At 41.1% G+C, this 23399-nt stretch carries 24 protein-coding genes; 20 read left to right on the top strand and 4 right to left on the bottom strand.

Going from position 1 to position 23399, the window contains the following annotated elements; genetic code table 11:
- Positions 1–66 precede the first annotated feature (66 nt).
- On the top strand, positions 67–231 hold the full coding sequence (locus tag LZT22_RS11170; protein ID WP_233925325.1) for a hypothetical protein: 165 nt from the start codon (positions 67–69) through the stop codon (positions 229–231).
- A gap of 42 nt (positions 232–273) precedes the next feature.
- On the opposite strand, the gene LZT22_RS11175 is transcribed toward LZT22_RS11170, so the two are convergent.
- Positions 274–969 carry an SDR family NAD(P)-dependent oxidoreductase gene (locus LZT22_RS11175; RefSeq protein ID WP_233925326.1) on the bottom strand — a complete coding sequence of 232 codons (696 nt, stop codon included), beginning with the start codon at positions 967–969 and terminating at the stop codon, positions 274–276.
- A 91-nt stretch (positions 970–1060) separates the two neighbouring features.
- Here LZT22_RS11175 and LZT22_RS11180 point away from each other — a divergent pair, with 91 nt between their 5' ends.
- The 6 genes from LZT22_RS11180 to LZT22_RS11205 all read left to right on the top strand — a co-directional run bounded on the left by LZT22_RS11180 (position 1061) and on the right by LZT22_RS11205 (position 4663).
- Complete coding sequence (locus tag LZT22_RS11180) at positions 1061–1465, top strand: thiol-disulfide oxidoreductase DCC family protein (RefSeq protein WP_233925327.1); 405 nt, start codon at positions 1061–1063, stop codon at positions 1463–1465.
- Between the two features lie 86 nt (positions 1466–1551).
- Positions 1552–1836, top strand: a complete 285-nt coding sequence (locus LZT22_RS11185; RefSeq protein WP_233925328.1) for a DUF427 domain-containing protein — start codon at positions 1552–1554, stop codon at positions 1834–1836.
- A gap of 10 nt (positions 1837–1846) precedes the next feature.
- Positions 1847–2419, top strand: a complete 573-nt coding sequence (locus LZT22_RS11190; RefSeq protein WP_233925367.1) for an SRPBCC family protein — start codon at positions 1847–1849, stop codon at positions 2417–2419.
- Positions 2420–2539: 120 nt separating this feature from the next.
- Positions 2540–3079, top strand: a complete 540-nt coding sequence (locus LZT22_RS11195; RefSeq protein WP_233925329.1) for an OmpA family protein — start codon at positions 2540–2542, stop codon at positions 3077–3079.
- A 29-nt stretch (positions 3080–3108) separates the two neighbouring features.
- Positions 3109–3507: a hypothetical protein gene (locus tag LZT22_RS11200; RefSeq protein ID WP_233925330.1), complete on the top strand. Its 399-nt coding sequence runs from the start codon at positions 3109–3111 to the stop codon at positions 3505–3507.
- 88 nt (positions 3508–3595) lie between these two features.
- Positions 3596–4663, top strand: a complete 1068-nt coding sequence (locus LZT22_RS11205; RefSeq protein ID WP_233925331.1) for an asparaginase — start codon at positions 3596–3598, stop codon at positions 4661–4663.
- Between the two features lie 178 nt (positions 4664–4841).
- Here LZT22_RS11205 and LZT22_RS11210 read toward each other — a convergent pair whose 3' ends face one another.
- Positions 4842–5504 (bottom strand): hypothetical protein, encoded by a 663-nt coding sequence (locus LZT22_RS11210; protein WP_233925332.1) that lies wholly within the window; start codon positions 5502–5504, stop codon positions 4842–4844.
- A complete protein-coding gene (locus tag LZT22_RS11215) occupies positions 5501–5842 on the bottom strand; it encodes an NIPSNAP family protein (RefSeq protein ID WP_233925333.1) in 342 nt (113 codons plus the stop codon). Before LZT22_RS11215 ends, LZT22_RS11210 begins: the two co-directional genes overlap by 4 nt.
- Before the next feature lie 222 nt (positions 5843–6064).
- Between LZT22_RS11215 and LZT22_RS11220 the strand changes: the two genes are divergently transcribed.
- From LZT22_RS11220 to LZT22_RS11230, 3 genes are read left to right on the top strand one after another with little or no spacing between them, the layout of a single operon-like run.
- Complete coding sequence (locus LZT22_RS11220) at positions 6065–6796, top strand: SDR family oxidoreductase (RefSeq protein WP_233925334.1); 732 nt, start codon at positions 6065–6067, stop codon at positions 6794–6796.
- Between the two features lie 22 nt (positions 6797–6818).
- Positions 6819–7307, top strand: a complete 489-nt coding sequence (locus tag LZT22_RS11225) for a heme-binding protein (protein ID WP_233925335.1) — start codon at positions 6819–6821, stop codon at positions 7305–7307.
- Positions 7308–7319: 12 nt separating this feature from the next.
- A complete protein-coding gene (locus LZT22_RS11230) occupies positions 7320–8312 on the top strand; it encodes a tripartite tricarboxylate transporter substrate binding protein (protein WP_233925337.1) in 993 nt (330 codons plus the stop codon).
- An 18-nt stretch (positions 8313–8330) separates the two neighbouring features.
- Here the strand turns inward: LZT22_RS11230 and LZT22_RS11235 are convergent, their stop codons facing one another.
- On the bottom strand, positions 8331–8663 hold the full coding sequence (locus LZT22_RS11235) for a LysR substrate-binding domain-containing protein (RefSeq protein WP_233925338.1): 333 nt from the start codon (positions 8661–8663) through the stop codon (positions 8331–8333).
- Here LZT22_RS11235 and LZT22_RS11240 point away from each other — a divergent pair.
- The 10 genes from LZT22_RS11240 to LZT22_RS11285 all read left to right on the top strand — a co-directional run bounded on the left by LZT22_RS11240 (position 8644) and on the right by LZT22_RS11285 (position 23395).
- On the top strand, positions 8644–8892 hold the full coding sequence (locus tag LZT22_RS11240) for a nitroreductase family protein (protein ID WP_370635225.1): 249 nt from the start codon (positions 8644–8646) through the stop codon (positions 8890–8892). The two genes, LZT22_RS11235 and LZT22_RS11240, sit on opposite strands and share 20 nt — an antisense overlap.
- 99 nt (positions 8893–8991) lie before the next feature.
- Positions 8992–9234 carry a nuclear transport factor 2 family protein gene (locus LZT22_RS11245; RefSeq protein ID WP_233925340.1) on the top strand — a complete coding sequence of 81 codons (243 nt, stop codon included), beginning with the start codon at positions 8992–8994 and terminating at the stop codon, positions 9232–9234.
- A gap of 247 nt (positions 9235–9481) precedes the next feature.
- On the top strand, positions 9482–10636 hold the full coding sequence (locus tag LZT22_RS11250) for an NnrS family protein (RefSeq protein ID WP_233925341.1): 1155 nt from the start codon (positions 9482–9484) through the stop codon (positions 10634–10636).
- Complete coding sequence (locus LZT22_RS11255; protein ID WP_233925342.1) at positions 10633–11853, top strand: nitronate monooxygenase family protein; 1221 nt, start codon at positions 10633–10635, stop codon at positions 11851–11853. The genes LZT22_RS11250 and LZT22_RS11255 overlap by 4 nt, the downstream gene beginning before the upstream one ends.
- Positions 11840–14251 carry an adenosylcobalamin-dependent ribonucleoside-diphosphate reductase gene (locus tag LZT22_RS11260; protein WP_233925343.1) on the top strand — a complete coding sequence of 804 codons (2412 nt, stop codon included), beginning with the start codon at positions 11840–11842 and terminating at the stop codon, positions 14249–14251. Before LZT22_RS11255 ends, LZT22_RS11260 begins: the two co-directional genes overlap by 14 nt.
- Before the next feature lie 11 nt (positions 14252–14262).
- Positions 14263–16128, top strand: a complete 1866-nt coding sequence (locus tag LZT22_RS11265; RefSeq protein WP_233925344.1) for a type IV pili methyl-accepting chemotaxis transducer N-terminal domain-containing protein — start codon at positions 14263–14265, stop codon at positions 16126–16128.
- Positions 16129–16143: 15 nt separating this feature from the next.
- Complete coding sequence (locus LZT22_RS11270; RefSeq protein WP_233925345.1) at positions 16144–16806, top strand: response regulator; 663 nt, start codon at positions 16144–16146, stop codon at positions 16804–16806.
- A 124-nt stretch (positions 16807–16930) separates the two neighbouring features.
- On the top strand, positions 16931–18196 hold the full coding sequence (locus tag LZT22_RS11275) for a nitrate/nitrite transporter (protein ID WP_233925346.1): 1266 nt from the start codon (positions 16931–16933) through the stop codon (positions 18194–18196).
- A 22-nt stretch (positions 18197–18218) separates the two neighbouring features.
- Positions 18219–19601 (top strand): NarK family nitrate/nitrite MFS transporter, encoded by a 1383-nt coding sequence (locus LZT22_RS11280; RefSeq protein ID WP_233925347.1) that lies wholly within the window; start codon positions 18219–18221, stop codon positions 19599–19601.
- 20 nt (positions 19602–19621) lie between these two features.
- Entirely contained in the window at positions 19622–23395 is a 3774-nt protein-coding gene (locus LZT22_RS11285) for a nitrate reductase subunit alpha (protein WP_233925348.1), read from the top strand.
- Positions 23396–23399: the final 4 nt, after the last annotated feature.

Below are 23399 nucleotides of genomic sequence, written 5' to 3' on the forward strand. Positions count from 1 at the left end.
TCAGCCAAAAGTGGAGTATGCCCATCAGAGATTGGAAGGGTGCATTAAATCAGTTTAGTATTAAGTATGAGGAGAGAATCCCTCTGTAGTAAACGAACCCCGTTTACACAAAATATGGGACACCCTCGGCATTCTTGGAAATTAGTCGGCTCTGCACCATGGAAACGTGCCTATATTGTCCTTGCACCAGGCGCAGCGGTTGCCTTTAAAGCCAATAAAGCACAGCAGTAAAAAAAGATTTAGCAGGCTTGAATTTCCATCTTGCTTTACTATTTACCAGGGTAGCCTTTCTCCTGAATAAGAAAGAAAGCTGCCAGAGTCTTCTTTGGTAGCGCTTTCTAAGACATGAAACATATCCTTGACGGCATCATCTGCATTCCTGCCAATTTCTTGGCCACGAAATGGTTTCGATAGATTGGAATTGACAGTACCAGGATGTAAGACGATCATAGCAATATTTGGCTTTGTTCTTTTGAGTTCAATGGCCGCTGTTTTAATCAACATATTTAATGCTGCTTTAGAAGCACGATAGCTATACCAGCCCCCAAGCCGATTATCTTCAATACTGCCAACTTTAGCCGAGAGGGTAGCCATTACGCTATTTTGTGGATCCAACAGTTTTGAGAAGTTTTTGATGGTTAATGCTGGGCCAATGGCATTAATATTCATTAGCTCATTTAATTGAGCATGATTCAAGTCAGCCAATTTCTTTTCAGGCATCCATTTTTCAGAATGTAATAAGCCAATTGTATTAATAATGAGCTGAAATGGCCCTAGGGCAGCAAGACTGTGGGCAGAAGATTCAATCGTTTCTGGTAGACGATAGTCAATAGGGTAAATAGAGTGACGGCTGATGCCCTCCACCTTTGCACAAGCAGGATTATTTTCAAGCAGCCTCATAAAAGCAGAGCCGATAGTTCCAGATGAGCCAATGACTAAAGCGCGGAATGGTTTAGGCAGTAATCCCATGGCGTCCTATTGAGGGTATTGATTTATCTTCTAAAAATTAAGCATGATATGCCTGCAAGCAGCTTTAGTAAATTGGTCTTACACTTACTGAATGTCAAAAAAATTGCAAACACTTACCTTATTTTATGATGGTAAATGCCCCTTATGTCAGGCAGAAATTCGTTTTTTATCCAGCCGAAATGAAGCAGGCCTCTTAAATTTTATTGATATTCATTCCACTCGATATGATCCTCTTAGTATTGGCGTTACGTGCGAACAAGCATTGGCAGCAATGTACGCTCAATATGAAGATGGGTCAATCATTCATGGAGTTGCTGTTTTCCCCGAGGCTTATTGCCGGGCACGCTTATCTTTTTTAGCTTGGTTATTCTCCAGAAAAACACTTCAGCCCAGCCTAAAGGTAGCCTATCGGTTTTTTGCTAGAAATAGACATCAAATTTCTAAATTATTTGGACCAAGTGCATTGTGGCTGGTGAATTTGAAAATTAATAGATAGTCCTTGGGAAGCGGCTAAACAGACCAAGATAGGCAAATTCAACCAGCAATAGTAATTCGATTTATCCTCAATAAAAAAGGTAAGTGATGAAAGCAATTTGGAATAAGACAATCTTGGCAGACTCAAATCAGACTATTGTGGTGGAGGGTAATTATTACTTCCCATCTACGGCATTAAATATGGAATTTTTTAAGAAATCAGATAAAAAAACAGTTTGCTCTTGGAAAGGTACTGCTAGTTATTATGATATTGAGGCAAATGGCCAAGTCAATAAAGATGCTGCTTGGTATTATGCTGAGCCAAAGGCGGCGGCTAATAATATCGCAGGATATATTGCTTTTTGGAAGGGTGTTGAGGTACGAGATATTTAACTTGAAGTTAATGCACTTAAAATTATTTAGTTTCTTCGCAGCAACTTTTTTTTTAATATCAAGTCATGCTCAAGACAGCACTAATCCTTATGATGTAAAAGTGACAGTTACCTCCTTAGGAGGACGCTTGCAAATCAGCGCTACTTATGCAGTACCAATTAATATGTGTAGTGCTTACACATTCCTTACCGACTATGAAGCCTCAAAAAATATTCCTGGTATTGTTGATGCGCAGATCATTTCACGAACTGCCAATAAAGTTCGCGTATACAGGGCGATAGAGGAAGAGATTCTTTTTTTTCAGGTTGAGCTGAAATCCTTGGTTGAATATACCGAGACCCCATATCAATTAATTAGTTTCGAACAAATTAGTGGCGATGCTAAATTCTATAAAGGCACGTGGAGACTTGTATCTGAGAAAGATAAAACAGTCATCAAATACGATAGCTTAGTTGAGCTAGATTCAGTAGTGCCATCTTTTGTAATTGCTTATTTTATAAAAAATAACATTCGTAGCCGCCTTGAGGCAATGGCTAAGAAGGCAACTCAACATAAAATTGTCGATATGGCAAACTGTAAATAGCTTGATTTCATAATCTTAGCCAAGATACTGCAAATTTGACTTGCGCATTTGCTATACTCAAAAAGACAGTTATAAAGAATCAATTGACTTTATTTGAGTCATCAACAAAGAAAGAATGGTATGAATTTACTTCAAAAGTATTTACTTTTAATTTGTACAGCAAGCCTTGGATTATTGGCTGGCTGTGTAACTCAACAAAGTTATAACCAGCTTGACGGGGCTTATAGTCAATTACAGCAGGCGTTTCAAGGCGATGAAGTGGAAATTCGTAAGTTACAAGGTGAATTACGCATCACCATTAAAGATAAAATCCTCTTTCCAGAAGGCGGATATCGTTTGAATAGTAAGGCTGATGCAGTGTTAGCCAAAATGGCACCAACCTTATCGGGTTTTAAAAATACGAAAGTTGTTGTACGGGGATATACCGATAATGTGCCAATTGGGGCAGGCCTCAAAAAAGAAGGCATAGAAACAAATCTTGATCTCTCTTCAAGACGTGCCGACAATGTGGTTGATTACCTCATCAAAAAAGGCGTTAGCCCTGGTTTAATTTCTGCGCAAGGTATGGGTGAAGCTAGCCCTATGGCGCCAAATGATACCGCCGATGGTCGTGCACAAAACCGCCGTATTGAAGTTACCTTAGTTGGCCCAGGTACCTAATCTCCAGTTTTTTTAATTAAGGATTAAAAATGAGTTATCAATTTAAAGTAGTAGCTGCCGTAGTTACTGGTCTTCTTTTGGCTGCTTGCTCAGGGATGCCAGATGTTAAAACCCCATCAGCAGATTTTATTAAAATCAATAACGGTATCTTGACTAGTAGTTATGGCAAAACTATCTATACTTTTGATAAAGATCAGGCTAATTCAGGTAAATCTGAATGCGTAGCCACTTGCGCTGATAACTGGCCGCCTGTATACGTTGAGTCGGGCATTAAAGTTTCAGGAGATTTCTCCGTTATTACTCGTAGTGATGGACAAAAGCAGCTGGCCTACAAAGGGAAGCCTTTATACTTTTTTGCCAAAGATAAAAATCCTGGCGATAAAACAGGTGATGGAGTAAACAATATCTGGCATACAGTAAGCCCTTAAGGTTACTCTTGACCTAGAGCCCCCAACAGTTGGACCTCAAGTCTAACCAAGGGGGCGTTTTTATGTGCAATTTTTTTGCTAATGGCGTATGAACACTAAGCCTTTAAATGCCGAACAATCTCCCCATATTTTAGTTTTAGGAATGGGAGGGACGATTGCTGGGCTAGCACCAAACCCAGAAGTAAATCCGTTGGCTTATGAGGCGGGTCAAATTGAAATTGGTGATTTGTTAACAAAAATTGAGCAAATGTTCCCTCAAGGTCTTCGTATTATTTCTAGGCAGATTGCAAATATTAACAGTAGTAATTTAAGTGAATCCTTGTTAACGGAATTAGGTGAGCAGGTTAAAAAGGCGCTAGCAAGTTCTACGCTAATAGGCATAGTTATTACGCATGGCACAGATACAATCGAAGAAAGCGGTATATTTTTACAAGCTACTTGTGGCAAGTATGCTGAAAAGCTGGGAAAGCGGGTTGTCCTTACAGGGGCGATGTTGCCGTCGAATGCGGCTGGTGCAGATGGACCAGAAAATTTACTCAACGCAATTCAATGGGCATACACGGCGATTGATAACTGTCCAGGGGGTGTATTCGCAGTCTTTGCAGGTAAGGTCTGTATGGCGCGTGATTTAGCAAAACGACATAGTAGTGCCCTAGCTGCACCCTTGCTAGACTCGCCCTCTAGCTCCGTCTCGTTAATTAATCCTTCATGGCTATCCACAGTAAGAGCAGCACAAGCAGTATTAGTAGACGATTTACCTATCCCCCAAGTTCAGGAGTGGCCTTGGGTTGAGATTTTGACAAGCCATGCAGGCGCACGCGCCGACCTTGTTCAATTGTGTATTAATGCTGGGGTAAGAGGATTAGTTCTTGCAGGAACAGGTCAGGGTGGGTTTAATAAGGCATGGCAAGACTCGGTTAATCAAGCAATTGCCGCAGGGGTTGCGATCGTTCGAGCCACCAGAACTGGCGCTGGTATCATTCGGCCCAACATACCCGCACAAGATCCTGAGGGCTGCATTGCTGCTGGAAGCCTATCACCCCCAAAGGCGAGGATTGTTTTACAGCTAGCACTCAATGCGGCAAAAGTGAGTCAGGCTGAAGCAGAATCTTTTCGGCCAAGATGGCAAGATTACTTTGCACTACAGACATACTAGTGCACTGCAAATACCAAATTTAATAAGAGCTAAGAGAGTTACTGCCTGCATTCGGTATCTGATTTCTGAAGTCATCATCCATCCCGCCATCTTTACTGAAATTGCTCGCACACCCCGTGAACAAATTTGCAAAAAAAAGAGCAATGATTATTTTCCGCATATGCTTTTCCTTTAGAGTTTAATGTTGTATTAATTCGTCAATAAAAATCTGGTAACGCTGACTCTTGGGTTTATTCATATCTTCAGAATTCACATATTCAATGGATGTTTTTCCACCAATTAACCCTCTCGGCAAAATCATGACCCTTGCAAACGCTGAGGCTAAGGTCTTATCGGTGGCAGCATAAACTGCATCAGGGCCAGCCTCAAACCAGGCGCTCAAGGGTTGATGAGTATGGATATTGCCGAGGGTATGAATTTGGATAGAACCAAATAGTAAACAGCGAATACCCCCACCCAGATGTCGATGAGTCAGCGCCTCGCCTTCAGGAGGAAAATCGACTCTATCACAGCGAATAATGTACTGACTTAAATCACCTAACGCCATCTTGGCCGCTAAGAGTAGAGTACTTTGTGACGCTTGAATTTTATTAGAATTATCAACTTCATTAACCAGTTCCCAGCGCAACATGATTGCGTCAGCACTTCCACCACCCAAGGAAAATGATTCTGGAATAGAAAGGGCGCTATTCTGCGATAGAGTGAGCCTTGTAGAGACGCCATTTTTGATGGCTATACTTCCCTCAACTATATATATGGCTCGAGCATAGGTTGAGTTCAATTCGATCGATGCTGACTTTGCAGTTAGCTGATCAAGATAAAGTCGTAATTCGTAATTCATTTTGTAGCTTTTAATTGCTGCTCAAGCCACTGCGCAAAAAAGGGTGCTGGTTTTAAAATTCGGGTTTCTTGTACCAGCATCAGTGGCCTAATTTTAGGCAGATAAGCCTGCCAATGAGGGTCAAGCGCCAAAACGCCCCGTCTTTTTTCTCGATCTGCGGCGTCTTGGTATGCCCAGAGGTGAATTACCGTATTTTGCGGGCCAGTATCTACAGTGTAATAACCCACATTACAACCCAAAATATTTAATTGTATTGACCGACCTTCATCTTCATAAAGCTTAAGATACTCGGCAACTTTGCCGTGATGTAATGTATAGATTCGCTCTTCGACAATCATTTAGCTTCCTTTTATAATTAATACTTAATGAAATCCAACTTCTAGTTTTGACCGGAATCACGACACTAATCAGCAGAGTATATTAATTTTAGGTTGCAGATGGTAAATTTGAGTCAATTTAGCTGTAATCTATTAAAATTAAAGAATACTTAATTTTCACACTATTCTAGTGGTATGTACGGCATATCAATTTATTCTTATCTATAACCTATTTAGCATGAAATGAGCAAGACTAAAAATATCCTCATCTCGGGTGGAAGCGGCGGCATCGGCAGAGCTATTGCACGTAGAGTAATTGAGGATGGCTATAGCGTTATTAATTTAGATCAAGTACCCCCGAAAGAATTACTTGCTAGCGAAACATTTCATCGAGTCGACTTAACTGACGCCAAAGCAACTCAGGGGTTAATTGCAGACTTGCTGAAGACCACCAGCATATTACGCTTAGTAAATAACGCCGGTATTATTCGTCCCGGCGCCCTTGAGGATGTTAGTCTTGATGATTTTAATGCCGTGATGGACTTAAATCTGAAGGCACCGATGCTATTGGCTCAAAGTCTGATGCCGGCGATGCGCACTGCTCAATTTGGGCGAATTATTAACATTGCTAGTAGAGCGGCACTAGGCAAAGAAGAGCGCACGGCTTATGCTGCTAGCAAAGCTGGCCTGCTCGGAATGACGCGCACCTGGGCGCTTGAAATGGCCCACTTTGGTATTACGGTAAATGCCATTGGACCAGGGCCTATAGCTACTGAATTATTTACTTTGGGTAATCATCCTGACCATCCTAAAACAAAAAAAATTATTGCCAATATTCCAGTGAAGAGAATGGGTGAGCCAGAAGATGTTGCGCACGCTGTTGCACTATTTTTGGATGACCGCGCTAGCTTTATTACCGGACAAGTACTCTATGTTTGTGGTGGCATTACAGTTGGTCTTAGTAACGCAGCTTAATAATCCTTTATAAAGAACCATTATGGAAGAAAAACTGATTTCAATTTATTCAAGTCTAGACTTGGAAATAGCGGATAGCATTATTAATGCAGCAATTAAAATACGTGCAGCTAATGGAATTTTGCCGCAGGCGATTGCTGTCCTGGATTCGGGAGGGCAACTTGTGGCATTTAAACGTGAAAATGGCTGCGGTATCATGCGCTTCGATATTGCGCTTGGTAAAGCTTGGGCAGCTCTTGGCATGGGCATGTCAACTCGCCAAATTAGAGATCGCTTAGCGAATCGCCCCGTTTTTCTAAATGCTTTAGGAGGCGCGGCGGGTGGGCGGTTTATTCCAGTTCCAGGGGGTGTACTGATCTTAAATCAGCAGAGAATAGCCATAGGGGCTGTTGGCATTAGTGGCGATACCTCAGATAAAGACGAGTATTGCGCAATTGAAGCGATTAAATTATCTACGCTACTCGCTGAACCAGCCGAGCCGTCACCCGACTGGAATAGTAGTCAACTTTAATTGAGAAGCAAGATGAACTTAAGCAAAATATTTTTTTCAATAATGAGTTTATTTTTGTTTAGTACAAATTTTTTATCTGGTACTTCACAAGCACAAAATACCTACCCTACTAAGCCAATCCGTTTGGTTGTTCCATTTCCAGCTGGTGGACCAACCGACCAGTTTGCAAGGTTATATGCCCAATCGCTAGGGGTTCAGCTTGGGGTATCAGTAGTGGTTGATAACAAAAGTGGTGCTAGTGGTGCCATTGGTTCGCTTGAAGTAAAAAACAGCAATCCTGATGGCTATACCCTATTATTCGGCACTGCCTCTACGCATGTTCTTTATAGCCTGATCAATCCTAAGCCGCAATATGATTCGATCAAAGATTTTGTTGAAATTGCTGTGGTTGGTGATGCCCCCATTGTTTTTGCTGTAAGCCCCACCACTACTGGTACCTTCAAAGAGCTACTAGAATTTGCAAAACTGAATCCAGGTAAATTGCAATATGGCTCTGCAGGCGAGGGAACCTATCTACATATCGTTGGGGAGAGATTGAAATATGAATTGGGCGGCCTACAAATTCAACATATTCCATTCAGAGGAAGCGCGCAATCAATACCAGCATTGATGGGCAGCCAAATTAATATGACAGTCGATACATTGGGTTCTGTAATTAATCAACATCGAGCAGGAAAGCTAAGAATTGTCGCTATTGCAACTTCTAAGCGCTCGGCTTTATTGCCCGATGTGCCAACAGTGAGTGAGGCTACAGGCCTGAAAGATTTTCAAGCGGCTTTATGGAATATTGTCTCTGCACCGCATGGGCTTTCGCCTGAAATTACTAATAAATTAATCAATGCAAGTACGAAGGTACTTTCTGAGCCAGCCCTGATTGAAAAATTGACTACCCTTTCGATTCAGCCGATTAATAATATTACTGGGATAAAAGCGACTGCATTTATTGCGAAAGAGTTAGTGAGTTTGCGTCCAGTTGTGCAAGCGGCAAACCTGAAGAAAGAGTAATTGAACTACTGCATAGCTTTATAAGCAGATGCTATGAACTCCACAGGGTTTGATCATTGTCTCAGAGCCTACTGTTTGGCGTACGACCTCAGCCAATAATTGGGCTGCTGGCGAGGGCTCTTTCCCTTCAGGGAAAACAATGCCTAAACGCCGAGAGACTAGTGGGTTTTGAATGGGGCGCACTGCTAATGCAGTATTGCTTGGGCCAGGACAAAGCATTGACGGTAAAACGGTTACACCTAGCCCTGCTTCGACTAAACCTAATAAGGTGTGAACTTGCGTAGTTTCATAAACAATTTTTAAGTCAATACCAAGGGGCTCGGACCATTCAGTGCCCTTAAGTGAACGCATTATTTCTGCTGGATGTGCTATTCAAAATATCTTTCTAATGGCACATGCAATGGGCTTTGGAGCCAGTCCAACGAGTGGTAAGTCGATGTATATGCAGCCTATTCGTGATTTATTTGGCCTTAGTGTGGATGAAGATCCTTTATGTTTTATCAATATTGGCACACCGGATCGGTCGATGCCACAAAAACTACGAATGCAACCTACAGAGTTTGTCTCAATACTGAATTAGTCTTGCGCAAGAAATCATATTGGCGTAAGAAATAATTTATTTTTTAGTTTATAGTTATTATTCATCATGATTAATAATTTACCTTAAGGTAATGAGACTATGGAAATTAATATTGCTACAGAAGGCGAGCGCCTCTATCGTCAGTTATTAGCTGAAATTACCGCCTGCAACTGGCCAGCGGTGGAAGCAATGTTTGCCCCCGGATTTCAATCAGTTCATTCTGATGGAGCACGTGATAGAGCTACCGAAATTCAAATGATTAAAAACGAAAAGATTGGCAAGTGTACGGTAAGTGATTTCAAAGTAACTCAGGTAGCAAACCTGAAGAAAGACTCAGTGTAGTTTGGCTGGCCCAAGGATTTCAATTACTTTAGTGTTTTTAGCTTTACCATTACAAAAGAGTAATAAATCTAGCTAGTTATTTGATCTAGCGCAAAAAGATCGCTTTTTTTATAGGGTATAAACCCTATACTTAAGAATAGTTCTATAGAGCTATTTCATTTCTCCATTAATAAGTTGAGAATGCTGGCATTGCTTGTGATGCTGCAGCGCAGTAAGCCTATTTATAAAATTGATTGGAGTATATAAGGTGAGAAGCAGAACGCCCCCAATTTTTTCCTTGGGGTTTAGACCTTTTTATTTATTTGCCGCTTTATGGTCTGCGTTAGCGTTATTTGAGTGGCTTTTAGAATTAAATGGATATGGCATACGAAGGCAGCAATTAATTGTGGGCATGCAATGGCATGCTCATGAAATGCTGTTTGGCTTTGCCGCTACTGTCATTACTGGTTTTTCTTTAACAGCCGTTCGAGCCTGGACTGGTTTAGAAACCCCCACAGGCCTCTCTTTGGCTTTGCTAGTTCTTTTGTGGCTTTTAGGTCGCATTGGCCCTCTTTTAAACCCATTTTTTGCTATTTTTGATATCGCATTTCTTCCGGTAATTGCAATTGTAATTGGGCGGTTAATTTATCAACGTCGAATGCTTAGAAATCTTTTTCTACCGCTGACCATTTTAGTATTAGGTTTCTTGAATGGACTTTTTTATTTAGCGGCTTTAGGTTATATATCAATCGATCCAAACCCTTTACTTTTTACTGCCTTGTATTTAATTACCATGATTGAAGTCATGATTGGCGGCAGAGTAATACCAAGCTTTACTGCAAATACGGTTCCTGGAATTCAGCAATTTCGTCATCCCACTTTAGCCAAAGCAACATTATTATTTACCGCGATATCATTTTTAACTCTTGCATTTTTTACGCCAAATATTATTTCAGCTGCCTTATGTTTTATAACTGCTACGCTACATGCCATTTTACTGTGGGGCTGGCGACCACTTGAAACTAAAAATAAACCAATCTTGTGGATATTACATATCTCATATGCTTGGCTGGTGCTTGGCTTTTCTTTATTAGGCATTTACTCGCTTAAATTAGTCTCGATCTATCCGGCCTTGCATGCATTTGGGATTGGGGCTACTGGCGGTTTAATTATTGGCATGATTACGCGCACAGCACTTGGCCATACTGGCAGACCATTGGTTGCTGGCAAGATCGAACATGCATGTTACTTATTAGTGCCTTGTGCTGCTACTTTTTGGTTAATAGCTCATCTGGCACCAAGTTATTTATTTAATCCCTTACTGGCAATATCGGGTGCTTGTTGGTGTTTGGCTTTTTTGCTGTATTTGCATAAATACTCTCCAATAATGTTTTCTGCAGACTTTATTAAAGCTGCTAAATGAATCCTTTAATACCGCAATCATCTGATCATCTGCTTGCATCAAGTGGGCTTAAAAGCTTGACAATAAAAGGCAAAACTATTTTACCGATAGTACAGGGTGGCATGGGTGTTGGAGTTTCAGCTCATCGCTTAGCTGGCGCAGTTGCAAAATTAGGCGGCATGGGAACCATTTCTTCAATTGATCTACGCCGCTTACATCCAGATTTAATGGATCTGACCCAACATCTTCTCCCTTCAGCAATAAGTAAAAAGGCTATAAATCAAGCCAACCTTGAGGCCTTGAAAAGAGAAATTAAGATGGCTCAAGAGGGTTCGAGTAGTTTCGGACTTATCGCAGTTAATGTTATGCGCGCTGTTAATGAATATGAGGCTTATGTTGCTTGTGCTTTAGAGAGCGGTGTTGATGCGATTGTGGTTGGCGCGGGGTTGCCGCTTGACCTGCCAGATCTAGCCGCTGGTTATCCAGCCACAGCATTAATCCCAATCTTATCGGAGGCTAGGGGTGTGCAAATATTGGTAAAAAAATGGGAGAAAAAAGGGCGCTTGCCAGATGCAATTGTGATTGAAAACCCTAAATTAGCTGGAGGTCATCTGGGGGCCTCTTCAGTTGCCGATATTAATAATCCTAAATTTGATTTTGAACATGTTATTCCTCAGGTAATCAATTTTTTTAAAACGATGGGGATAGAGGGTCAAATTCCTTTAATTGCTGCAGGTGGAATCAGTAATTTACAGGACATTCAAAAACTACAGTCCATGGGAGTATCAGGCGTTCAGTTGGGCACAGCCTTTGCGGTAACGATAGAGGGAGATGCAGATCAAGCATTTAAAAAAGTATTGGCAGGGTCAAAGCCTGAAGAGCTGGTTGAGTTTTTAAGTGTTGCCGGCTTACCTGCACGTGCGGTAATGACGCCTTGGTTAAAAAATTATATGAAAGCCGAGGCCAAGTTAAAAAATAAGGCACGTAAAAAGCCAAGATGCACAATGATATTTGATTGTTTGCATGATTGCGGCTTAAGAGACGGTAATGCTGCTTGGGGACAATTTTGTATAGATAAAGTTCTTGGGAGTGCATTAACGGGAGATACCCAAAAAGGCTTATTTTTTAGAGGGGCTGGAATATTACCCTTCGGCGATCAAATTCGTTCAGTGGCTGATTTATTTAATTGGCTGTTATTAGAAGTAATGCCCAAGATAGATAACTATGCAACAAATTAGTATTGATGTTTTAAAGGAAAAATACCTTAAGCCTGGCGAAGAGGATGCTGAGGCTATTTTTAAAAGGGTAGCTATGGGTTTGGCTGCTGTTGAATTACCAGCATTACAAAAAAAAATAGAAGCCCTTTTTCTGAAAAATATGCTAGCGGGAGCAATCGGCGCTGGTCGAATTATGAGTGCTGGCGGAACCGGTATTCAATCAACCTTAATTAATTGTTTTGTGCAGCCAGTTGGTGATTGTATTCAGGATTTTGATGAAGATGGATTTCCAGGAATATATGAGGCATTAAAACAAGCCGCAGAAACTATGCGTCGTGGCGGTGGAGTTGGCTATGATTTTTCGCGCATTCGGCCAAAAGGTGCCGAGGTAAAAGGCACTGCATCATTTGCTTCTGGTCCTTGTAGTTATATCAATGTATTTGATCAATCTTGTTCTACTGTTGAAAGTGCAGGCTCGCGGCGGGGTGCACAAATGGGAGTTCTAAAAATAGATCATCCCGATATTTTTGAGTTTATTAATGCTAAGCGAACCCCTGGGCGCTGGAATAATTTTAATGTTTCTGTGGGTGTTTCTGATGAATTTATGCGCGCAGTTGAAAGAGACAGTTTATGGGATTTAGTTCATAAAGCTAAGCCAAGCGATAAAAATATTACCAAAGAATTTCATCAACGTGCAGATGGGCTTTGGGTTTATCAAACAATCAAGGCAAAAGAAATTTGGCACCTGGTGATGGAATCCGCATATGATTTTGCTGAACCTGGGATTTTATTTTTAGATAATATTAATAGTGATAATAATTTAAGTTATTGTGAATCTATTGAAGCTACGAATCCATGTGGCGAACAACCCTTACCACCATATGGATGTTGTGATTTAGGCCCAATAATTTTGCCTCGCTTCGTTATTAATCCATTTGGATTTGCTGGAACTGCATCGTTTGATTACCCTGGATTTATTGAGGCAGTAAAAATTCAAGTAAGAATGCTGGATAACGTACTAGACGTAACTTATTGGCCTCTAAAAGAACAAGCTATTGAGGCCCAATCAAAACGTCGGATTGGTGTTGGTTTTACGGGTCTTGGGGATGCCTTGATAATGCTTAAATTAGCTTATAACAGTAACACCGGTAGATCTGAGGCGGCAAATATCGCAAAACATTTACGCGACGCCGCATATCAAGCTTCAGTCGATTTGGCAAAAGAAAAAGGTGCTTTTCCTGCTTTAGATATTGAGCAGTATTTGGGCGGAGCAAATTTTGCTAACCGTTTAGATAGCAATTTAAAAACCGAGATTCGAAAATTTGGAATTCGGAACAGTCACCTGCTTTCAATTGCCCCAACCGGAACAGTCAGTCTGGCTTTTGCTGATAATGCTTCCAATGGAATTGAGCCACCATTTTCTTGGGCTTATCAGCGCAAAAAAAGAGAGGCTGATGGATCAACCAGGGAGTACTCAGTAGAAGATCATGCATGGCGAGTTTTTAAAGAAATGGGGGGAGATATAAATGCTTTACCAGACTACTTTATTACCGCCTTAACAATGTCTGCGGAAGATCATATTGCCATGATGGAGGTAGTGCAGCCCTATATTGATACAGCCATATCAAAAACAGTTAATGTGCCTGCCGATTATCCGTTCGCAAGCTTTGTAAATTTATATTTGAAGGCGTGGCAATCAAATTTAAAAGGCCTGGCAACCTACCGGCCAAATTCAATTTTAGGTTCAGTTTTGCATGTGAATGAAACTGAGCCAGAAGAGATACCAATAACAACTCAAGGTGTATCTAACTTGGGAGGTAATCCATCAAAAAAAGTAGTTGATCGCCGACCCAATGGCGAGTTACCAGCTGTAGCTGAAAAAATTAATTACTGGACTCAAGATGGTCAAAAAACGCTATATTTAATTATTTCATTTTTAAACGTACATGGGTTTGTTAATGGAGAAGAAGTTCAATCAGAGCGAGCTATTGAATTTTTTATGCCAGTAGGCCAAAGTGGTGAATCGCAACAATGGATTACTTCAAGTATGCGCCTTCTTTCATTGGCTGCACGCGGTGGATTTCTAGTAAGAGCGCTAGGAGATATGCGTAAAGTTGCATGGGATCGCGGACCAGTTCGCTTGGGAACTAGGAAAAAAGATGATGGTATCGAGGTGCCAATGTGGCATGACTCTGAAGTATCAGCAGTTGCATTTGCCATTGAAAACATTTTGATAAGGCGTGGTGTTGCACAATTTAATGCACATACTGATATTCAGATTAGTAATGAGACAGCTGAATTAAATACTTCAGGAATGATGAGGGGAAAAAAATGCCCTGAATGTGGGGCGCACGCATTAATTAAAAAAGATGGCTGTGAATATTGCACTAATTGTGGATTTATCGGAGCTTGTGGATAAGATAATTAAAAATGCAAAACGAATTTACCCTCAAACATAAATTAGTCATTATTGGCACAGCACTCTTAGTGCTAGCAATGATATCTATTAGCTTTACTTTGTGGGTAACTTGGAAGCTTGAAGGTGGGGCAGCGGCAATAAATGAGGCAGGTAGAATGCGAATGCAAACTTATCAGCTAACTCTCTTAATTAATGAAAATGAGTCAAAGCTAGCGGCGCAACTAGAGCAAAAATTTGACAATAGCATGCAAGTGTTGAGGTTGGGAGACCCATCTAGGCCTTTATTCGTACCTTGGAATCAGGCAAATACGGCAGTTTTTTTAAATATTCAAGCACAATGGAATGATATTAAACATGGCCTTGCTTTACAGCAGGCCAATGTACTTTCCGTCCAGAATATTGATCGCTTTATCTTTAGCATTGATCGCTTTGTAGGCCTGATCGAGGGAGAGGTTGATTACTGGACTGGGCTATTGCATTTATTTCAATTTGGGATGTTAGCCATTTCTTTGATGGCAACTCTAGTCATAATGTATGTTGGCTATTCTGTTATTTTAGATCCTGTAGCTAAGTTACGCATTGGGTTTGATGAAGTTAGGTCAGGCAAATTAAAAACCCATGTACAAATTGATGCCCAGGATGAATTTGGAGATTTGGCTAAAGGTTTTAATGCCATGACTGAAAATTTAAATGATCTATATGAAAGCCTGGAAGCAAAAGTACGCGAGAAAACTATGCACTTGCAAGAACGCCAAGAAAGATTAGCTGCCATATATGATTTAAGTTCTTTCGTTTCGAGTGAAAATAATTTAGAGAATCTGGCAAAAGGTTTTGCTGATCGTGTGTCATTAATTAGTCATGCAGCAGCAATTGCTATTCGGTGGACCGATGAAGCTAATAAGCGTTATTTTTTATTATCTGGAACAAATTTACCGGATTCAATTTTGGCTGGTGAGCAGTGCATGAATGCAGGTGAATGCCACTGTGGAAACTCTACAGGTATACAAGATATTAAGGTAATTAAATTTAACCTGAACGAGGAGAGGGATCGATTTTGCGTTAAAGCAGGCTTTCAATCTCTTATTACTGTGCCTATACTTTTTCAGCAAAAGTTATTGGGGGAAATTGATTTATTTTATGCTGAATCATGCATTATTGATCATGAGCAATATGCTTTACTTGAAACGCTGGCCAATCATTTGGCTGGGGCAATGGAAGCTCTTCGAATCAAGGCCTTAGAGAAGGAGGCTGCCATTTCTGATGAACGTAGTCTCTTAGCTAGAGAGCTTCATGATTCGATTGCACAATCATTAGCATTTTTAAAAATTCAAGCTAGTCTATTACGCGATGAAATATCAACATTGCAAATGCCAAATGTCAAAGCAATTTTGAATGAACTAGATGAGGGTTTGAGGGAAAGTTATAGTGATGTGCGCGAACTTTTATTGCACTATAGAACTAGAACAAATGTTGAAGATATTGAATCGGCTATTAAGACTACGTTGCAAAAATTTGAGCACCAATTTGGCATTCAAGTAAACCTTAAAATGTATGGTCAGGGATTACCCTTGGCGCCTGATGTGCAAATTCAAGTGCTACATATTATTCAAGAGGCTTTATCCAACATTAGAAAGCATGCTAAAGCGGAAACTGTTACCCTAACGGTAAGGCAAAATCCGATTTGGTCTTTTGAAGTTATAGATGATGGTATTGGTTTTTTAATTGATTTAGATAAATTGGATAGTACCCATGTAGGGATGAGTATCATGAGAGAACGGGCCAGTAAAATTAATGCCGAAGTAACTATTTCTTCTTCTCCAAATGGCGGCTCGAGGGTTTTTTTACGTTTACCTAACTTGGCTTCAATGAGTGCTTAATTAAATAATAATTAATTGGAAAAAATTAGCATACTTGTAGTTGATGACCATACTCTTTTTAGAAGGGGGTTAATTTCTTTACTTGCTCAAGCTCCTGATTTCGATGTAATTGGTGAGGCAGGTGATGCAGTTGGAGCTTTGCGAATTTGTGAGGCCTTGCATCCCGATGTGGTTTTGCTTGATAATCACTTGCCTGGTGCTAGCGGCATTCAATCTTTGCCGGATATTTTTCGCGCTGCTCCTGATGTCACGGTCATTATGCTTACAGTGAGCGAAGATGAGGCTGATTTAATTCAGGCTTTACAAAATGGTGCCCAAGGCTATTTGCTAAAGACGAGCGAAAAAGATGATTTACTTATTGGAATACGAAAAGCATTTAATGGTGAGTCTGTTATTAGTCAGGAAATGACCCATAAATTAGTTACTGCATTTAAATTTAGTAAAAAAAATAATTTAGATAAAAATACTAGTGGCGCCTTGGCTGCCAGTCTTTCACCTCGAGAGTTGCAAATCGTTTGTCAAATTGCCAAGGGATCGAGTAATAAAGTAATTGCTCGTGAACTTGGTATTGCTGATACTACTGTTAAGATTCATGTGCAGCATGTCTTGCGTAAATTAAATCTTTCCTCCCGAGTGCAGGTAGCCGTATTTGCAAACGTCGAGAGGCTCTGCCCTTAGAAGTAGCCCTAAAGGACTAGTAAAGATGAAAAGTCTAGTTCCTTTGCTATTCTTAAATATCCTTTTGGGGGATATTCCTAGAGCAATTTAGTTTTGATAATGACTCATGAAAAGGGAGATTTTCATGAGTGCCATTACTCAAACAAATTCTAAAGCATATTCAGTTCTAATTATTAGCACCTTTGCCTTTACGGTGTGCTTCATGGTCTGGATGATGTTTGGCGTAATTGGCATTCCTATTAAGAAAACACTGAATTTAAGCTCTACTCAATTTGGCCTTCTTACTGCAATGCCGATCTTAACGGGTTCTTTGGTTCGTGTGCCTTTAGGGATATGGACTGATCGCTATGGGGGAAGAATAGTCATGCTTTCTTTAATGTTAGCTTGCGTAATTCCAATCTGGCTGATGTCATATGCAACGCAATATTGGCATTTCTTAATGATCGGACTATTTGTCGGTTTGGCAGGTGGATCTTTCTCAGTAGGCACTCCCTATGTAGCGAGATGGTTCCCAAATAATCGCCAAGGTTTTGCCATGGGTGTTTTTGGCGCTGGAAATTCTGGCGCGGCAGTAAATAAATTTCTAGCACCTGCATTGGTAGTTGCTTTTGGTTGGTCAGTTGTGCCACAAGTTTACGCGGCTGTCATGCTTGGTGCCGCCATATTATTTTGGTTTATTAGTTATAGTGATTCCACGCATCTAGTGAGTACTAATACCTCATTTAAAGAGCAACTCAAGGCATTAAAAGATCCCAAAGTATTGCGCTATTGCCAGTATTACAGCATTGTTTTTGGCGGCTATGTAGGCCTTAGTTTATGGATGGTTCAGTATTACGTAGGCGAGTTTGGCCTAGAAATACGTACAGCAGCGCTATTGGCTGCATGTTTTTCATTACCAGGTGGAGTTTTACGCGCAATTGGTGGATGGTTTGCAGATAAGTATGGTGCCCACCAAATAACTTGGTGGGTAATGTGGGTTAGTTGGATATGCCTTTTCTTGCTTTCCTATCCTCCAACTGAATTCATCATTCAAACAATTAATGGACCAGAAACCTTTCATATTGGTTTAAATATTTATTTATTTACTGCGCTGATGTTTATTTTAGGAATTGCTTGGGCATTTGGCAAGGCGAGTGTCTTTAAATATATTGGCGACGACTACCCAAATAATATTGGCACCATTTCAGGAATTGTTGGCTTAGCAGGGGGGCTAGGGGGTTTTGTATTGCCTATCTTATTTGGAGCATTGTTAGATATCACCGGTATTCGGTCGAGTGCATTTATGTTGATGTATGGAGTGGTATGGGTATCACTCATTTGGATGTATTTCACTGAAGTCCGTCGTTCTGAACTAATGGGTGGTAAGGCCATTCCATCTGCAATTCAATAATTTACTATTAAAGGCGACTTATATGTCTTCTACTGTCATCACCCGCTGGGATCCTGAAAATAAACAATTTTGGGATGGAATCGGTAAGGCTATAGCAAAACGAAATTTATTAATTTCAATTCCGGCATTAACCTTAGCATTTTCAGTTTGGATGGTTTGGTCTGTAGTAGTAGTGAATTTACCAAACGTGGGCTTTAAATTCTCCACTAATCAATTATTTTGGCTCGCTTCTTTACCTGCGCTTTGTGGTGCAACCCTGCGTATTTTTTATTCTTTTGCAGTACCTATTTTTGGCGGTCGTCGTTGGACGGCAATTTCTACGGCTTCATTATTAATTCCAGCAACTGGGATTGGTTTGGCAGTCCAAAATACTGCTACGCCATATGAAATATTTATCTTGCTCGCATTGTTGTGTGGATTTGGAGGCGGTAATTTTGCATCATCTATGGCAAACATTAGCTTTTTTTATCCGAAGGCACAAAAAGGGACAGCCCTAGGATTAAACGCTGGATTAGGTAATTTGGGTGTATCAATTGTGCAATTAGTTGTACCGTTGGTCATTACCACAGGGATATTTGGAGTATTTGGTGGCGAACCTCAAACAGTGATTAAGGCAGGCAATACTTCTTTGCTTTGGTTGCAAAATGCGGGATTTATTTGGTTACCTTTTATAGCTGCAGCATCTATTGCTGCTTGGTTTGGCATGAATGATTTAGCTGAAGCAAAGGCATCTTTCGCAGATCAGGCAGTAATTTTTAAACGTAAACATAATTGGCTAATGTGCTGGCTGTATCTAGGCACATTTGGATCTTTTATTGGCTATTCTGCCGGGTTCCCCCTGCTTATTAAAAGTCAATTTCCTGGGGTAAATGCTTTGAGCTATGCCTGGTTAGGCCCCTTAGTTGGTGCGCTAGCTAGACCTATTGGCGGATGGTTATCTGACAAGTTAGGGGGAGCCAGAGTCACTTTTTGGAATTTTATTGCCATGAGTGGGGGTGTATTTGCTGTTTTAAATTATTTACCTAGCCATGGAACAGGTGGAAATTTCTTCGGTTTTTTAATTGCTTTTATGACTTTATTTGCTACCTCCGGTATTGGTAATGGCTCTACCTTTCGTATGATTCCCGTTATTTTTCTCACTGAACGTCAACGGGAAGCGAGCCAAACACAGTCAGGACAGGATCAGGCAATTCGTGATGCTAATAAGGAGGCTGCAGCTGTGCTGGGATTTAGTTCCGCAGTTGGTGCTTATGGTGGTTTCTTTATACCCAAAAGTTATGGCTCATCAATCGCCGCAACGGGCGGTCCAGAGGCCGCTTTATATGCATTTATTGTTTTTTATGTTACATGCACTGTGATCACTTGGCGGTATTACAGCCGTAAAAATGCCCCAATGCCTTGTTAAGAATTCATTAAAGGATAAATATGAGCCACTTTCTAGATCGCCTGAAATTTTTAACTGCTGATTCTGAGAAATTTTCGAATGGTCACGGTAAAACAGTTGCAGAAGACCGCACTTGGGAAGATGCCTATCGTTCTCGCTGGCAGCACGATAAGATTGTACGTTCGACCCATGGCACTAATTGCACTGGATCTTGTTCGTGGAAGATTTATGTAAAGGGTGGAATAGTTACTTGGGAAACCCAACAGACAGATTACCCAAGAACTCGGCCTGATTTACCCAATCATGAGCCACGAGGGTGCGCACGGGGGGCTAGTTATAGCTGGTACATGTATAGCGCAAATCGAGTGAAGTATCCAATGATACGAGGACGCTTGCTTAAACAATGGCGAGAAGCAAAATCAATTGCCAAAAGTCCTGTTGATGCGTGGGCCAATTTAGTAGAAAACCAAGAAAAACGTAAGGAGTGGCAGGCACAACGTGGAATGGGTGGATTTGTAAGGGCCTCATGGGATGAAGTAAATGAAATAATAGTGGCAGCAAATATTTACACCATTAAGCAGTATGGCCCAGATCGTATTATTGGCTTTTCACCCATCCCTGCAATGTCAATGGTAAGTTACGCCGCAGGCTCGAGATACCTGAGTCTAATTGGCGGTGTTTGTATGAGCTTCTATGATTGGTATTGTGATTTACCGCCTGCTAGCCCTCAGGTGTGGGGAGAGCAAACTGATGTTCCTGAGTCAGCCGATTGGTATAACTCAACTTTCATTATCGCTTGGGGATCAAACGTACCGCAAACGCGCACACCTGACGCACATTTTTTTACCGAAGTTCGATACAAAGGCGCCAAAACTGTAGCCATCACACCAGACTACGCAGAAGTTTCAAAGTTAGCTGATATTTGGATGCATCCGAAGCAAGGCACCGATGCTGCTATCGCTATGGCAATGGGGCACGTCATTCTTAAAGAGTTTTATTTTATTAAACGGACTGCGTATTTTGACGATTACGTGCGTCGTTATACCGATATGCCAATGTTAGTCATGCTAGAAGAAAAGGTCATTGAGGATGGCAGGACGATCCTTGTCCCTGGCCGTTATGTTCGTTCGAGTGATTTTGAGGGCAAGTTGGGGCAGACCAATGGCGCTGATTGGAAAACAGTAGCATTTGATATCGGTGGTAAACCAGTAGTGCCTAATGGATCGATTGGCTTTAGATGGGGTCCCGACGGGCGCAAAGATTTAGGCAAGTGGAATTTAGAATCAAAAGAAGCGCAATATGACCGAGAAATCAAATTAAAACTGTCTCTCATGGAAGATCAGTTGTTACATGAGATTGTGCCAGTTGGATTTCCCTATTTTGGTGGAATTGTTACGCCTCACTTTGATGTTAATAAACAAACCGATGTATTGGTTCGCAACATACCTGCAAAAAAAATTAGCTTAGGTGAAGTAGATAATAAAAAAGAAGTTTATGTTGCCACAGTCTTTGATTTATTGGCCGGAAATTATGGAATTAATCGAGGCCTAGGCGGCGAATGCGCAAAATCATACGAGGACAATGTGCCCTATACGCCCGCCTGGCAAGAATTAATTACTGGAGTCAAACAGGAGCAAGTAATTGCCGTTGCTCGCCAGTTTGCTGAAAACGCCGAAAAAACGCAAGGTAAGTCAATGGTGATTATTGGCGCCGCAATGAATCACTGGTATCACTGCGATATGAATTATCGCGGCATTATAAATATGCTAATGATGTGCGGCTGTATAGGACAAAGCGGCGGAGGATGGGCACATTATGTAGGTCAAGAAAAGTTGCGCCCGCAAACAGGATGGACTCCTTTGGCTTTTGCTTTAGATTGGATTCGTCCTCCGCGTCAACAAAATTCAACCAGTTTTTTTTATGCACATACTGATCAATGGCGTTATGAAAAGCTAGGGATGGAAGAAATTCTTTCACCCTTAGCTAATAAAGCTGACTATCAAGGCAGCATGATTGATTACAACGTTCGTGCTGAGAGAATGGGCTGGTTACCCTCAGCGCCACAGTTAAAAACAAATCCATTAGATGTTGCGAGAGATGCTCTCGCTGCAGGAATTGATCCCAAAGAATATGTGGTAAAGAATTTGCAGACTGGCTCATTAAAAATGAGCTGTGAGGACCCTGATCATCCCAATAATTGGCCGCGAAACATGTTTGTCTGGCGCTCAAACTTACTGGGGTCTTCTGGTAAAGGCCATGAATATTTTCTCAAGCACTTACTGGGTACGTCTCATGGAGTTCAGGGCAAAGACTTGGGTGTCGATGAGGCTAGACCTTCTGAGGTAGCTTGGCATGAGCAAGCACCCGAAGGAAAATTAGATTTATTGGTTACATTAGATTTTCGAATGAGTACAACCTGCTTATATTCTGACATTGTTTTACCTACGGCAACTTGGTATGAAAAGAATGATTTAAACACCAGCGATATGCACCCTTTTATTCACCCTTTATCAACCGCAGTAGATCCAGCGTGGGAAGCTCGAAGTGATTGGGATATTTATAAAGGATTTGCTAAGAAATTTTCCGAAGTTTGTGTTGGTCATTTAGGCGTAGAAAAGGATATTGTATTAACACCATTAATGCACGATACGCCTGCCGAGCTTGCTCAAGCGTTTGATGTGCATGATTGGAAAAAAGGCGAATGCGAGCTTATTCCCGGTAAAACTGCACCTCAAATTACTCTAGTCGAGCGAGATTATCCTAATACTTATCAGCTGTTCACGGCTTTAGGGCCGCTAATGGATAAAGTAGGGAATGGGGGTAAAGGTATTGCATGGGACACCAAAGATGAGGTTGAGCAGCTACGTGATTTAAATGGACGTGTTAAAGATGGAGCCATGAAGGGGATGGCTAACATTAATACTGATATAGACGCAGCAGAAGTAGTATTAATGCTAGCCCCAGAAACTAATGGTCATGTAGCTGTAAAGGCCTGGAATGCCTTATCGAAAATAACTGGTCTTGAGCATGCGCATTTAGCCTTACATCGTGAAGATGAAAAAATTCGCTTTAGAGATATTCAAGCGCAACCTAGAAAAATTATTAGTTCACCAACATGGTCAGGCCTAGAAAGTGAAAAAGTTTCTTACAACGCTGGATACACCAACGTGCATGAATATATTCCATGGCGAACCTTAAGTGGCCGGCAACAGTTTTATCAAGATCACAAATGGATGCGGGCATTTGGGGAGGGTTTAGTGTCGTATAGACCCCCAGTTGATTTAAAAACAATTAATGGCATTAAAGGGATTAAACCTAATGGCAATAAAGAAATTGTCCTGAATTTCATTACGCCACATCAAAAATGGGGAATCCATTCTACTTATAGCGATAACTTGATGATGTTGACCTTAAACCGCGGGGGCCCAGTGGTATGGCTCAGTGAAGATGATGCGGGTGATGCAGGAATTGTAGATAACGATTGGGTAGAACTTTATAACACTAATGGCGCTATAGCTGCGCGCGCAGTAGTTAGTCAACGCGTTAATCCTGGAATGGTGATGATGTACCACGCCCAAGAAAAAATAATAAATACACCTGGCTCCGAAATTACGGGTTTGCGTGGTGGTATTCATAACTCGGTAACCCGTATTGTATTAAAGCCAACCCACATGATTGGGGGTTATGCGCAATACAGTTACGGCTTTAATTATTACGGCACCATAGGCACTAATCGCGATGAATTTGTCACCATTCGAAAAATGCGCAAGATTGATTGGCTAGATAGTGAAAATAGGAACGCTATACAAGCGTAACAAG

The sequence above is a fragment of the Polynucleobacter sp. IMCC 29146 genome (genome assembly GCF_021395195.1).
In the GTDB taxonomy this organism is placed as follows: domain Bacteria; phylum Pseudomonadota; class Gammaproteobacteria; order Burkholderiales; family Burkholderiaceae; genus Polynucleobacter.